The sequence below is a fragment of the Falsiroseomonas selenitidurans genome (genome assembly GCF_012103215.1).
In the GTDB taxonomy this organism is placed as follows: Bacteria; Pseudomonadota; Alphaproteobacteria; order Acetobacterales; family Acetobacteraceae; genus Falsiroseomonas; species Falsiroseomonas selenitidurans.
This window is the reverse complement of record NZ_JAAVNE010000005.1, coordinates 1-12,793: the sequence shown is the minus strand read 5'-3', so window position 1 is coordinate 12,793 and position 12,793 is coordinate 1. Positions and strand designations below refer to the sequence as shown.

The following is a 12,793-nucleotide window of genomic DNA, read 5'->3' as shown; positions in this document are numbered from 1 at the left end:
GAGATCGCAAGATGGCAGCAAGCCTGATGGCCTGGCGCAGCGCCGCGGCGCGCCGCGGGCTGGCGGTGCGGGAACTGGGGCCGAATATCGGCGTGGAGATCGGCGGGCTCGACCTGGCGGCGCCGGAGGATGCGGAGATCACCGCCATCCTGCGCGGCGCCGTGGTGGAACGCACGCTGCTGCTGGTGCGTGGCCAGCAGCACCTGACGCCGGCGGGCTATGTCGGCTTCGCCCGCCGCTTCGGCGACAGGCTGGACCTGCACAGCCGCCGCGACCTGTGCTTGCCGGACCACCACGAGATCTTCGTGGTGGGCAATGTGGTGGAGAACGGCAAGCCGGCCGGCGCGGCCAAGGTCGGGCTGAACTGGCACACCGACCACTACCACCTGGAGCACCCGGCGCTGTTCACCTTCCTGCACGCGCTGGAAGTGCCGCCGGTGGCCGGCCACACCCGCTACGCCAACGGCATCGCGGCCTGGGAGGCGCTGGACGAGGAAACGCGCCAGAAGGCCAGCGGCCTCGGCGTGCTGCACAGCCGCGCCCGGCTGTACCGGGAGTTGTTCCCCGACGCGACGGAGGAACAATGCCAGGCAGAGGCGGCGCGCTTCCCGGACGTGGTGCATCCGCTGGTGCGCACCCACCCGGAATCGGGAAGGCGCGGGCTGTATCTGGGCGGCGAATGGGGCTCGGAGATCCAGGGCCTGCCGAAGCCGGAGGCCGATGCGCTGTTCGCCCGCCTGCTGGCGCAGATCACCAGGCCGGACTTCGTCCATGAGCATCATTGGCAGCCGGGCGACGTGCTGATGAGCGACAACCGCTGCAGCCTGCACCGCGCCAGCGAATGGGATGAGGGGCTGTATCGCAGGCGCCTGCACCGGCTGATCCTGCTGGATACGGTGCGGCCGGTGGGCTGAGGGCTGCGCGCCGGAACCTTTGACACCGGCGCGCCTCCTCTGGCATCCATTCTTGCGCGGGTGGCCATTGAGAGTCTGCCAGGGGCAGGGAAAACATCCGGGCGGATCGCCCGAGGCGGCGGAGCGCGGCCGATGGCAGGCGAAGACGGTATCCGGCCGCTGGATGATGGGGCGCTTGCCCAGGTGTGGGGCGGGGTGACCTTCCAACCGCAGACATTCCCCCTGGGCGGCGGAACCGGCGTCCCCCTCGAGAACCTGCCGAATTTCGGAACGTCCCTTCCGTTCTTCGCGGGCCTTCCCGACACGACGGTCGTCACGCCCTCTGGACAAGTTTCGCACAGCGGCGGGACCGCGCCGATGGACGGCAGCCAGGATCCCTGACGCCTGCAGGGCTGCTTGGGGCCGCGCCTGGCGGAAACCATGGTGAGCCCGGTGGGACTCGAACCCACGACCCCATGATTAAAAGTCACGTGCTCTACCGGCTGAGCTACGGGCTCGGGGTGCGCGCGCCCGCGAAACGGGCGCGCGGAGGCGTGTTAGGCGTCGGCGGCGGGGGTGCTGTCAACCCCTTCGGCGCCAGCCTCGGCTTCCGCCGGCGCGGCGGCGGCGGCGCTGCCGACGCGGAGCGACTTGATGCGGTCCGGGTCGCGCGCCAGGCCATTCGGGCCCTGGCCGCGCTTGATGCGGTCCACATGGTCCATGCCGTCCACCACCCGGCCCCAGATCGTGTACTGCCCGTCCAGGCTCGGCGCCGGGGCGAACATGATGAAGAACTGGCTGTTGGCGCTGTTCGGGTTGTTGGTGCGGGCCATGCCGCAGACGCCGCGCAGGAACTTCGCCTTGCCCGGTGGGCTGAATTCGGCCGGCAGGTCCGGGTGCTCGGAACCGCCCGTGCCGGTGCCGGTCGGGTCGCCACCCTGGGCCATGAAGCCCTCGATGACGCGGTGGAAGGGCGTGTTGTCGTAGAAGCCGGCGCTGGCGAGGGTGCGGATGCGCTCGACATGCAGCGGCGCCAGGTCCGGCAGCAATTCGATGGTCACGGTGCCGCTGTTCAATTCCAGCAGCAACGTGTTCTCGGGCGCGATCGATGCGCTCATCGGGTGAAATCCTTCTGGCTGGGGGGGAGGCAGGGCGGATGCGCGTTCAGCGGATGTCGGCGGCGACGCGCATCGCCCGGATGCGGTCGGGGGGCATGGGCACCATGCCGGAGGGGCCACGCCCGCGCTTGATCTTGTCCACCGCCTCCATCCCGCCGATGACGCGGCCCCAGATGGTGTACTGGCCATCCAGGTTCGGCGCCGGCGCGAACATGATGAAGAACTGGCTGTTGGCGCTGTTCGGGTTGCTGGTCCGCGCCATGCCGCAGGTGCCGCGCAGGAAGCGGGCCCGGCTGGCGGGGGTGAACTCCGCCGGCAGGTCCGGCAGGTCGGACCCGCCGGTGCCGGTGCCGGTGGGGTCGCCACCCTGCGCCATGAAGCCCTCGATCACGCGGTGGAAGGGGGTGTTGTCGTAGAAGCCGCGGCGGGCGAGCAGCTTGATGCGCTCCACATGGCGCGGCGCCAGGTCCGGCAGCAGCAGGATGGTCACGCGGCCATCCTTCAGCTCCAGGTAAAGGGTGTTCTCGGGGTTGGTCTGCGCCCGGGCCTGCGGCGCGGCCAGCATCGGCGCGGCGAGACCCGCGCCCAGCAGGGCACGGCGGAGAAAGCGCGGTTCGGTCATTCGGCGGCGTCCTTGCGGTTGCGCACGCGCGCCAGCGTGCGGTCGAGGGTGAGCTTCGGCACGAAGGAGGACACGTCCCCCCCCAGCGTCGCCACTTCCTTCACGAAACGGGAGGAGATGAACTGGTTCGTTTCGCTGGCCATCAGGAAGACGGTCTCAACGTCCGGCGCCAGGCGGTGGTTCATCCCTGCCATCTGGAATTCGTAGTCGAAATCGGACACCGCCCGCAGCCCGCGGATGATCATCCGCGCGCCGGATTGCCGGGCGAAGTCGATCAGCAGGCCGGTGAAGGGCACCACCACGATCTCGGACCCCGCCGCGGCGGCGATCGGGTCGGTTTCCGCCCGCACCAGCTCCACCCGCTCGTCCAGCGGGAAAAGCGGCCCCTTGCCGGCATTGATGGCGACCCCCACCACCAGCCGGTCCACCAGCCGCGCGGCGCGGGCAATGACGTCCAGATGGCCGTTGGTCACCGGGTCGAAGGTGCCCGGATAGATGCCGGTCCGTAGTTCAGCCATCCGCATCGTCCCCTGCCCCACGCCCGGGTCCCGCTTCCGGCGGGCGGCCCGCTTCCTCTGCCGGGCCGTCCACCTGCGCCTCCACATCCTCCACCACCGGGAAGCAGGAGGTGACACGCTCCCCCTCGTTCAGCCGCAGCAGGGTCACCCCCATGGCGCCGCGGCCGGTGATGCGGATCTGGTCTGCCGGCAGGCGGATCAGCCGGCCATTGTCGGTCACCAGCATCACGCCGTCGCCGGCGCGCACGGCGAAGGTGGCCACCACCTCCCGCCCCGTGCGGGGGGTGAGGTTGATGTTGGTGATGCCCTGCCCGCCGCGCCCGGTGACGCGGTATTCATAGGCACTGCTGCGCTTGCCGAAGCCGCGATCGGTGACCACGAGCAGGATCTGCTCCAGCCGCTCCATCGCCTCCAGCCGCTCGGCGGAAACCTCCCCGGCAGCGGCCTCGGCCTCCTCGCCCTCCTCGGCATCGGCCGAGACATCTTCCCCGGCCGCGCGACGCTTCTGGGCGCTGTGGCGCAGATAGGCGGTGCGTTCCTCCGGCTCCGCCTCCCCATGCGTCAGCACGGCGAGCGAGATCACCGCATCCTCGCCCAGCAGGCGGATGCCGCGCACGCCCGTCGAATCGCGCCCGGCGAAGACCCGGAGCGTCTCCGCCTCCGCCTGGAAGCGGATGCAGCGGCCGTTGCGGGTGGCCAGCATCACGTCGTCGCCCTCCCGGCAGGTGGCGACGCCGATCAGGCTGTCGCCCTCGTCCAGCTTCATGGCGATCAACCCCATGGAGCGAACGTTGCGGAAGTCCGAGAGCTTGTTGCGGCGGACATTGCCCTGCGCGGTGGCGAAGACCAGGTGCAGGTTCTCCCACAGCGCCTCGTCCTGCGGCAGCGGCAGCACCGCCGTCACCTGCTCATCCTGCTGCAACTGCAGCACCTGGCGCAGGCTGCGGCCGCGGCCGGTGGCGCCGCCTTCGGGCAATTGCCAGATCTTCTCGCGGAAGGCCATGCCGCGGGAGGTGAAGAACAGCACCCATTGATGGGTGTGCGCCACGAAGCTGCGCACCACGATGTCGTCTTCCCGGGTGCCGGCGCCGGACCGGCCACGGCCGCCGCGGTTCTGGCTGCGGAACACGTCGAGTCCGGTGCGCTTCACATAGCCGTCGCGCGTCAGCGTCACCACCATGGTGCCGGGCTCGATCAGGCTTTCATCGTCCTGGTCGGCCACGCCGTCGACGATCTCGGTCATCCGCGGCACGGCGATCTGCGCGCGGACCTGCGCCAGTTCCTGCGCCATCAACTCCAGGCGCCGCGGGCGGGAGGAGAGGATGTCCAGCAGGTTGCTGATGGTGCCGGCGACATCGGACAGCTCGGCGTTGATCTTCTCCCGCTCCAGCCCGGTCAGGCGGCTCAGGGTCAGCGCCAGGATGCCGCGGGCCTGCTCCTCGGTCAGGCGAACCAGGCCGTCGGGCGTCAGCGTGTTGCGCTCGTCATCGACCAGCGCCAGCAGCGGCGCCACATCGGCCGCCGGCCAGTCCCGCGCCATCAGCTGCGCGCGCGCGGTGGCCGCATCCGGCGCGGCGCGGATCAGGCGGATCACCTCGTCGATATTGGCCACCGCGATGGCCAGGCCGATCAGCTGGTGGCCGCGTTCCCGCGCCTTGGCCAGGCGGAAGCGCGACCGCCGCAGGATCACCTCCTCGCGGAACCTGATGAAGGCCAGCAGCGCGTCGCGCAGCGCCATCTGCCGCGGCCGCCCCTCATCCAGCGCCACGAAGTTGACTGGGAAGGAGGTCTGCAGCTGGGTGAAGCGGTAGAGCTGGTTCAGCACCACCTCCGGCGTCGCGTCCTTCTTCAGCTCGACGACGATGCGCAGCCCGTCGCGGTCCGATTCGTCGCGCAGGTCGGAGATGCCCTCGATCGCCTTGGCGCGCACCAGCTCCGCGATCTTCTCGATCAGCGTCGACTTGTTGACCTGGTACGGGATCTCCGTGACCACGATCATGGACCGCCCGCCGCGCATGTCCTCGATGGTGGCGCGGGCACGCAGCGGGATCGAACCCCGCCCCGTCTCGAAGGCGCTGCGGATGCCGGACCGGCCGAGGATCAGCCCGCCGGTCGGGAAGTCCGGCCCGGGCATGATCTTCATCAGCGCTTCCAGGCTGATGGCAGGGTCGGCGATCATCGCCAGCGTGGCGTCGATCACCTCCCCCGGATTGTGCGGCGGGATGTTGGTGGCCATGCCGACGGCGATGCCGCCGGCGCCGTTCACCAGCAGGTTCGGGAAGGCGGCGGGCAGCACCTTCGGCTCACTGGCCGATTCGTCGTAGTTGGACTGGAAATCGACGGTGTCCTCGTCGATCCCCTCCAGCAGGGCGGTCGCGGCACGGGCCAGGCGGGCTTCCGTGTAGCGCATGGCCGCCGCCGGATCGCCATCCATGGAGCCGAAATTGCCCTGCCCGTCGATCAGCGGCACCCGCATCGCGAAGGGCTGCGCCATGCGCACCAGCGCGTCGTAGATGCTGCTGTCGCCATGCGGGTGGTACTTACCCATCACGTCGCCGACCACGCGGGCCGATTTGCGGTGCGGCTTGTCGGGGGCGAAGCCGTTCTCGTTCATGCTGAACAGGATGCGGCGATGCACGGGCTTCAGCCCGTCCCGCGCATCCGGCAGGGCGCGGGAGACGATGACGGACATCGCATAGTCGAGGTAGGAGCGGCGCATCTCCTCCTCGAGCCCGATCGGCGCGATGTCGCTGGGGGTGGGCGGATCGCCAGGTGGCGGTGACGTTGCGCTCAACGCGGATTCCTCATGGGCACCCGGGCATGGACAGGCCCTGCGGCTTGTGGATTAGGCAATTTGGCGCCCCGGCGGAAGGGTGCCCGGCCCGATCGGCGGCCATTTCCGCGTGTCGGGGGGCTGGCGTTTCGCTTCCGGCCTGGGCTGGCCTATCATGCCCGGCACGGCGCCCCGTTCCGCGGCGCGGAGGGGGGCGGCTTCGGATGCGGCAGGATGGCATGCAGGGTGGGGCGCGCCAATGACCCTGCCCTATATCGACCAACTCCTGGCCCAGCTGGCGCGTGGCAACCCGCAGCTGGAACGCAGCTTCGGCCGCCACATCCACTGGGGCTACTGGCCCGACCCCGCCGCCGCCCGCCCCGACCAGGCCGAGGATTACGGCCGCGCGGCGGAGCGTCTGAGCCTGGAACTGCTGGACCTGGCCGGGATCGCCCCTGGCATGCGGGTGCTGGATGCCGGCTGCGGCTTCGGCGGCACCCTGGCCTGCCTGGATGAACGGGTGGAGCGGCTGGACATGACGGGGCTGAACATCGACCCCCGCCAGCTGCAGCGCGCCGCCCGCGTGGCGCGGCCGCGGCCGGGCAGCACCCTGCGCTTCGTCGCGGCGGATGCCTGCACCCTGCCCTTCGCCGATGCCAGCTTCGACCGGGTGCTGGCGGTGGAGTGCATCTTCCACTTCCCCTCGCGCGCCGCCTTCCTGGCGGAGGTGCGGCGGGTGCTGCGGCCGGGCGGTGCGCTGGTGATCTCGGATTTCGTGCCCTCCCCCTTCTTCGCGCCCTTCGGGCGGCTGCCGAAGCTGCGGGCGCTGCGGCGGATCAACGTGCTGGGGGAATGCGACACCTCCTGCACCGCCGCCGGCTACCGCGCGCTGGCGGCGCGGGCCGGGCTGAGGGTGACGACGCTGCGCGACATCACCCGCCACACCCTGCCCACCTATGCCTTTCTGAAGCATTTGGCGCAGCAGTCGGGCGGCAGCCGGCTGGTGCGCGGCTTCAGCGCGCCGCTGATCGGGCTGCTGGATTTCTATGGCCGAAGCGGCCTGCTGAAATACAGCCTGCTGCGCTTCGACCGGGGCTGACCCGGCCAACCCCTGCTGGGCCGCGTGACGGAACGGATTGCCTAGGCCGCAGGCTCGTGAAGGCCGAAGCCGGGATTCTCGCGCTTCCATTCCTCCAGAAGCGGCCGGTCATCCTGGTCCCAGGGATGAAAGTCGCGACGGAAATAGGCGAAGTAGCTCTGTGCAGAGACCGTGGCGAACAGATTGCCCAGGCTCGGCCCCGCCTTGCCGTCCGGCGCCTTTCGCGCCCGCCCGCGGCGCCCTCGCAGAGCCAGCTTCACCCGCACCACGGTGAAGGCAGTCAGCAGGCCCATCGCACCGCAGAAGCTGACCAATGCCATGGCCGCGATGCGGTGCAGCCAGGCCAGCACGCCACGGCCGAAGACGTGCTCATAGACGTCGAAGCACACGGCCTTGTGCTCGATCTCCTCCGCCGCATGCCAGAGCCAGAGGCCGGCGAAGGCAGGGTCCGTGCCTTCCCGGGCCAGCCAGCGGCGGGACAGCAGGCGTTCCGCCAGCATCGCGGTGAAATGTTCCAGTGCGCAGGTGACGGCCAGCCGTGTGGCCGGCGGCAGGAACCACCGCGCGGCGCCCAGCAGCACCTTCGCCACCACCTCAAGCTCCGCGCCCAGCACATTCGCTTCGCGCAGCGCGGCGTTGGAGCGCTCATGCTCCTTGGAGTGCATCGCCTCCTGGAAGATGAAGCGGGAAGCAGCGTCCTTCAGCGCCGGATCGGTGATGCGGTCCCGGTAATGCGCCACGGAGCGGACGAAGAAGGTCTCCCCGGCCGGGAAAAGGAAGGAAATGGCGTTGAGACCATCCTCCGTCACCCGCGGCAGGCGGGTCCAGGCCTTGGCGGCGACCGCGTCATAGGCGAGGCGCACGCGCCTGCGGATGATCTCGATCGGCGTCTCGCGCGGGGGGATTCGGGTCTGGCTCACCCTTGGCTAAATAAGGACACCCCCGACTTGCATCAAGCGCGAGAGCGGCTTTCGAGACGCGATAAGACCGGCTAAATTTCCGGCACCGGACAGGTCGCGCGAGACGCCGCGGCCTGGGCCTCAGAACGGAATATCGTCGTCCAGGTCGCTGGCACCGCCTTTCGGCGGCGCGCTGCGCCCGCCGCCGCCGGCACGCGCGCCGCCGCTGTTGTCCCAGCCGCCGCCACCCGAGCGCGCCGGGGCCGAGGAACGGCCACCGCCGCCACCCCCGCCATAGCTGCCGCCCCCGCCGCCGCCGCCATAGCCACCCGATTCGCCATCGCCGGGATCGGACGCGCCGCCGCCCGCGCGGCCACCGAGCAGCGCGATCTCACCGCGGAACTGGCGCAGCACGATCTCGGTGGAATAGCGGTCCTGGCCCGCCTGGTCCTGCCATTTGCGGGTCTCAAGCTGGCCCTCGACATAGACCTCGGAGCCCTTCTTCAGGTACTTCTCGGCAATCTCGCCCAGCTTCTCGTTGAAGATCGCGACGGAGTGCCACTCCGTCCGCTCCTGCTGGTTGCCCTCGCGGTCCTTGAAGCGCTCCGAAGTGGCCAGGCGCAGATTCACCACGCGCCCGCCATTCTGGAAGTTCCGCACCTCCGGGTCCCGGCCGAGCCGGCCCACCAGGATCACCTTGTTCACACCGGCCATGGCCGCATCCCTTGAATTCGACCGCGGAAGCTAGCCCGTGGCCGCCGCGCAGGCCAGTCGCAGCAGCACTGCGCCGACGGCACCTCGTAAAACCCCTTCCACCCCCACCTATATGGTGGCAAAACAGCTAGAACACAATGTGAACGTCGACACCCTCCCCGGGCGCGGCGTCCCCTCGAAATCGGTGGACCATCCATGAGCGGCCAGATCCGCGTCCGCGGCGCGCGGGAGCACAACCTCAAGAACATCGACATCGATATTCCGCGGGACACGCTGACGGTGGTCACCGGCCTTTCCGGCTCCGGCAAATCCTCGCTGGCCTTCGACACCATCTATGCGGAGGGCCAGCGGCGCTATGTCGAATCCCTCTCGGCCTATGCGCGGCAATTCCTGCAACTGATGCAGAAGCCGGATGTGGACAGCATCGAGGGCCTGTCGCCGGCGATTTCCATCGAGCAGAAGACCACCAGCCACAACCCGCGCTCCACCGTCGGCACGGTGACGGAAATCCATGACTACATGCGCCTGCTCTGGGCGCGTGTCGGCGTGCCCTATTCGCCCGCCACCGGCCTGCCGATCGAGGCGCAGACGGTCTCCCAGATGGTGGACCGCATCATGGCCATGCCGGAAGGCACGCGCCTGCTGCTGCTGGCGCCGGTGGCGAAGGGCAAGAAGGGCGAGTTCAAGAAGGATTTCCTCGAATTCCAGCGCCGCGGCTTCGAGCGCGTGAAGGTCAACGGCGTGCTGCACGCGATCGGCGAGGTGCCGGCGCTGAACAAGAAGCTGAAATACGACATCGAGGTGGTGGTGGACCGCATCGTGGTCCGGGAAGGCATCGAGGCGCGGCTGGCGGACAGCCTGGAAACCGCGCTGGGGCTGGCGGACGGCGTCGCCTATGCCGAGAACGCGGATGGCGGAGGCCGCGTCCCGCCGGAGGCGGGCGAAAGAACCGTGTTCAGCCAGAAATTCGCCTGCCCCGTCTCCGGCTTCACCATCGAGGAGATCGAACCCCGGCTGTTCTCCTTCAACTCCCCGCAGGGCGCCTGCCCGGCCTGCGACGGCCTGGGCACGCAGAGCTTCTTCGACCCGCAACTGGTGGTGCCGGATGACACCAAGTCGCTGAAGGATGGCGCGGTGCAACCCTGGGCCGGGGCGCAGTCGCCCTATTACGACCAGACGCTGGAGAGCCTGGCGCGGCACTTCAAGGTGCCCATGACCACGCCATGGGGCGACCTGACCAAGGCGTTCCGCCACGCGGTGATGCACGGCACGGGGTCCGAGGTCATCACGCTGAAATACAAGGACGGCCTGCGCGCCTATGACGTGAAGAAGGCCTTCGAGGGCGTCATCCCCAACCTCGAACGCCGCTACCGCGAAACCGACAATCCCTGGGTGCGGGAAGATCTCTCGCGCTACCAGGCCTCCCGCGCCTGCCCGACCTGCCATGGCCACCGGCTGAAGCCGGAATCGCTCTCGGTGAAGATCGCCGGCGAGCATATCGGCATGGTGAACGACCTCTCGATCATCAAATCCCGAAAGTGGTTCGCGGGGGTGATGGAGACGCTGACGCCGCAGCGCCAGGAGATCGCCCGCCGCATCCTGCGCGAGATCGAGGAGCGGCTGCAGTTCCTGGTCGACGTCGGGCTGGACTACCTCAGCCTCGGCCGGTCCTCCGCCACCCTCTCGGGCGGCGAATCCCAGCGCATCCGCCTGGCGTCCCAGATCGGCAGCGGGCTGACCGGCGTGCTGTATGTGCTGGACGAGCCCAGCATCGGCCTGCACCAGCGGGACAATGAGCGCCTGCTGAAGACGCTGCGCCGGCTGCGCGACATCGGCAACACGGTGCTGGTGGTGGAACACGACGAGGATGCGATCCGCAGCGCCGACCACCTGATCGATATCGGCCCCGCTGCCGGCAAGGGCGGCGGCCGCATCATCGCCCAGGGCACGCCGGCGGAGGTGGAGGCGAATCCCGCCAGCATCACCGGCCAGTACCTCTCCGGCGCGCGCCGCATCCCCATGCCGGAAACCCGCCGGGCCATCGACCCGAAGCGCCTGGTGCGCGTGGTGGGCGCGCGCGGCAACAACCTGAAGGACGTCACGGCGGAAATCCCGCTCGGCACCTTCTGCTGCATCGCCGGCGTCTCCGGCGGCGGCAAATCCACCCTGATCATCGAGACGCTGTTCAAGGCGGCCTCCCGCCGCCTGATGGGCAGCGGCGAGGTCCCTGCCCCGCATGAACGGATCGAGGGGCTGGAGCATCTCGACAAGATCATCGACATCGACCAGTCGCCGATCGGCCGCACGCCGCGATCGAACCCGGCCACCTATACCGGCCTCTTCGCGCCGATCCGCGACTGGTTTTCCGAGCTGCCCGATTCACGCGCCCGCGGCTATGCGCCCGGCCGATTCAGCTTCAACGTCAAGGGCGGCCGCTGCGAGGCCTGCCAGGGCGATGGCGTGCTGAAGATCGAGATGCACTTCCTGCCGGACGTCTACGTCACCTGCGACACCTGCAAGGGCAAGCGCTACAACCGCGAGACACTTGAGGTAAAATTCCGCGGCAAGTCCATCGCCGATGTGCTGGACATGACGGTGGATGAGGGCGCGGAGTTCTTCTCCGCCGTCCCCGCCATCCGCGACAAGCTGGTGGTGCTGCGGGATGTCGGCCTCGGCTACATCCATCTCGGCCAGCAGGCCACGACCCTGAGCGGTGGCGAGGCGCAGCGCATCAAGCTGTCCAAGGAGTTGTCGCGCCGCGCCACCGGCCGCACGCTCTACATCCTGGACGAGCCCACGACCGGCCTGCATTTCGAAGACGTGCGAAAACTGCTGGAGGTGCTGCACGCGCTGGTCGCCCAGGGCAACACGGTGGTGGTGATCGAGCACAACCTCGAGGTCATCAAGACCGCGGACTGGGTGCTGGACCTCGGCCCCGAGGGTGGCGAAGGCGGTGGGCGCATCGTGGCGCAGGGCACGCCGGAACAGGTGGCCGCCGAACCCGCCAGCCACACCGGCCGCTTCCTGGCGCCGATCCTGGAACGCGACGGCACGGTGGCGACGCCGCTGGTGGTGAAGAAGCGCAAGCGGGCCTGATCAGCCGCGCAGGACCTCCGCCATCGCGACGGCCAGCGCCGCCGCCTCGTGCCGCGGCACTGCCCGGGCCAGCAGTTCAGGCGGGGCGGCGCGCAGCAGGGCGCCGGCGGCCTGCAGGCTCGCCACCTCCGGGGCCGGCGCGGCCGCCCTGGGCTGGCCGGGCACCAGCGCCACCGCCGCCGCGATGCGGGCGATGCGCTGGTCCAGCGTGTGCGTCTCGTTGCTCACGAACTGCTTGATGAAGCGGGAATGCTGGTAGCCGAGCAGCCGGTCATCCTCCACATGCAGCCCGGCCAGCAGCGCCGCATCGTCGCGCAGGATGTGGTGCAGCATGGTCTGGTCGTTGCGCACCATGTTCCACTGCGTTGCCGCCTCCAGCGCCGCGTCGGGGATCGCCGCGAAGGCTGCCACCCAGCGCCGCGCCGCCTCGCGTGCCTCGGGGCGGGCGAAGTTCCACAGGAAGACGCCGGAATTGATGTCCCAGGCGGCGGTGCGCGCGCCCGGGGGGTGGATCATCGCCGTCTCGGCGTGGCGCTGCAGGTAGGCGGGCAGGTCGAAGCCCGGCTCGGCGATGAAGGCATCGGCGTCCAGGTGGATGACCCAGCCCCGGTAATCCTCGGCCAGGCGATCGGCGAGGAAGCCGAGCCGGTTGTAGCTGGCCTGCCAGGCATGGCGGCCGCGGCGGATGCCGATGAACACCTCCATCCGCAGGCCCTGCGCCAGGCAGAATCGGCGGTTGGCTGGCAGCGTGGCCATCAGCATGGGGTAGTAATGCTCGGCATCCGCCGTCTGGAACAGGATGACCTCCGGCATCAGGCGCCCGCCTGAAGGATCGTCGCGGGCAGTTCTCGGCATCTCGGCACCTGGTGGATCCCTTCCCCGTCCTGCCGGCAGCGTCGCATGCTCAGATCCGGCCGCGGAGTCCTGCCGCGACCAGTGCCAGCCGGTCCCCCAGCCGGCGCGGCGCCGGGGTGGCGCGGCCCGCCGCCAGGCGCCGCAGGTCACGCGCCGCCAGCACCACGGGCAGCACCGCCGGCAGCGCGGCGGGCGGCAGCGCCGCC

At 69.7% G+C, this 12,793-nt stretch carries 11 protein-coding genes and 1 tRNA gene; 4 read left to right on the top strand and 8 right to left on the bottom strand.

Annotated features, from left to right (window positions below):
- Positions 1-11 precede the first annotated feature (11 nt).
- Positions 12-914 (top strand): TauD/TfdA dioxygenase family protein, encoded by a 903-nt coding sequence (locus HEQ75_RS04585; protein WP_168027756.1) that lies wholly within the window; start codon positions 12-14, stop codon positions 912-914.
- A 132-nt stretch (positions 915-1,046) separates the two neighbouring features.
- Complete coding sequence (locus HEQ75_RS04580) at positions 1,047-1,295, top strand: hypothetical protein (RefSeq protein WP_168027755.1); 249 nt, start codon at positions 1,047-1,049, stop codon at positions 1,293-1,295.
- A 40-nt stretch (positions 1,296-1,335) separates the two neighbouring features.
- Here the strand turns inward: HEQ75_RS04580 and HEQ75_RS04575 are convergent.
- The 5 genes from HEQ75_RS04575 to gyrA all read right to left on the bottom strand — a co-directional run bounded on the left by HEQ75_RS04575 (position 1,336) and on the right by gyrA (position 5,945).
- Positions 1,336-1,411 (bottom strand) — tRNA-Lys (locus HEQ75_RS04575).
- A gap of 39 nt (positions 1,412-1,450) precedes the next feature.
- Positions 1,451-2,011: a peptidylprolyl isomerase gene (locus HEQ75_RS04570; RefSeq protein WP_168027754.1), complete on the bottom strand. Its 561-nt coding sequence runs from the start codon at positions 2,009-2,011 to the stop codon at positions 1,451-1,453.
- Between the two features lie 46 nt (positions 2,012-2,057).
- The gene (locus tag HEQ75_RS04565) at positions 2,058-2,576 is read right to left on the bottom strand and encodes a peptidylprolyl isomerase (RefSeq protein WP_168027885.1); all 519 of its coding nucleotides are present in this window, start codon (positions 2,574-2,576) and stop codon (positions 2,058-2,060) included.
- A gap of 53 nt (positions 2,577-2,629) precedes the next feature.
- Positions 2,630-3,157 carry a pantetheine-phosphate adenylyltransferase gene (gene coaD / locus HEQ75_RS04560; RefSeq protein WP_407925877.1) on the bottom strand — a complete coding sequence of 176 codons (528 nt, stop codon included), beginning with the start codon at positions 3,155-3,157 and terminating at the stop codon, positions 2,630-2,632.
- On the bottom strand, positions 3,144-5,945 hold the full coding sequence (gyrA, locus tag HEQ75_RS04555) for a DNA gyrase subunit A (protein WP_268887711.1): 2,802 nt from the start codon (positions 5,943-5,945) through the stop codon (positions 3,144-3,146). Before gyrA ends, coaD begins: the two co-directional genes overlap by 14 nt.
- A gap of 238 nt (positions 5,946-6,183) precedes the next feature.
- On the opposite strand from gyrA, the gene HEQ75_RS04550 reads away from it, so the two are divergent.
- Positions 6,184-7,023: a class I SAM-dependent methyltransferase gene (locus tag HEQ75_RS04550; RefSeq protein ID WP_168027752.1), complete on the top strand. Its 840-nt coding sequence runs from the start codon at positions 6,184-6,186 to the stop codon at positions 7,021-7,023.
- A gap of 41 nt (positions 7,024-7,064) precedes the next feature.
- Here HEQ75_RS04550 and HEQ75_RS04545 read toward each other — a convergent pair whose 3' ends face one another.
- On the bottom strand, positions 7,065-7,943 hold the full coding sequence (locus tag HEQ75_RS04545; RefSeq protein WP_168027751.1) for a metal-dependent hydrolase: 879 nt from the start codon (positions 7,941-7,943) through the stop codon (positions 7,065-7,067).
- Between the two features lie 120 nt (positions 7,944-8,063).
- Complete coding sequence (locus tag HEQ75_RS04540) at positions 8,064-8,636, bottom strand: single-stranded DNA-binding protein (protein WP_168027750.1); 573 nt, start codon at positions 8,634-8,636, stop codon at positions 8,064-8,066.
- A 195-nt stretch (positions 8,637-8,831) separates the two neighbouring features.
- On the opposite strand from HEQ75_RS04540, the gene uvrA reads away from it, so the two are divergent.
- On the top strand, positions 8,832-11,732 hold the full coding sequence (gene uvrA, locus HEQ75_RS04535) for an excinuclease ABC subunit UvrA (protein ID WP_168027749.1): 2,901 nt from the start codon (positions 8,832-8,834) through the stop codon (positions 11,730-11,732).
- Here uvrA and HEQ75_RS04530 read toward each other — a convergent pair whose 3' ends face one another.
- Positions 11,733-12,545 carry a hypothetical protein gene (locus HEQ75_RS04530; protein ID WP_168027748.1) on the bottom strand — a complete coding sequence of 271 codons (813 nt, stop codon included), beginning with the start codon at positions 12,543-12,545 and terminating at the stop codon, positions 11,733-11,735.
- Between the last annotated feature and the right edge of the window lie 248 nt (positions 12,546-12,793).

Excerpts from the sequence above, each read along its gene's own strand:
- HEQ75_RS04585 (WP_168027756.1), top strand. The coding sequence starts at position 12 with ATGGCAGCAAGCCTGATGGCCTGGCGCAGCGCCGCGGCGCGCCGCGGG.
- HEQ75_RS04580 (WP_168027755.1), top strand. The coding sequence starts at position 1,047 with ATGGCAGGCGAAGACGGTATCCGGCCGCTGGATGATGGGGCGCTTGCC.
- HEQ75_RS04570 (WP_168027754.1), bottom strand. The coding sequence starts at position 2,011 with ATGAGCGCATCGATCGCGCCCGAGAACACGTTGCTGCTGGAATTGAAC.
- HEQ75_RS04565 (WP_168027885.1), bottom strand. The coding sequence starts at position 2,576 with ATGCTGGCCGCGCCGCAGGCCCGGGCGCAGACCAACCCCGAGAACACC.
- coaD (WP_407925877.1), bottom strand. The coding sequence starts at position 3,157 with ATGCGGATGGCTGAACTACGGACCGGCATCTATCCGGGCACCTTCGAC.
- HEQ75_RS04550 (WP_168027752.1), top strand. The coding sequence starts at position 6,184 with ATGACCCTGCCCTATATCGACCAACTCCTGGCCCAGCTGGCGCGTGGC.
- HEQ75_RS04540 (WP_168027750.1), bottom strand. The coding sequence starts at position 8,636 with ATGGCCGGTGTGAACAAGGTGATCCTGGTGGGCCGGCTCGGCCGGGAC.
- uvrA (WP_168027749.1), top strand. The coding sequence starts at position 8,832 with ATGAGCGGCCAGATCCGCGTCCGCGGCGCGCGGGAGCACAACCTCAAG.
- HEQ75_RS04530 (WP_168027748.1), bottom strand. The coding sequence starts at position 12,545 with ATGCCGGAGGTCATCCTGTTCCAGACGGCGGATGCCGAGCATTACTAC.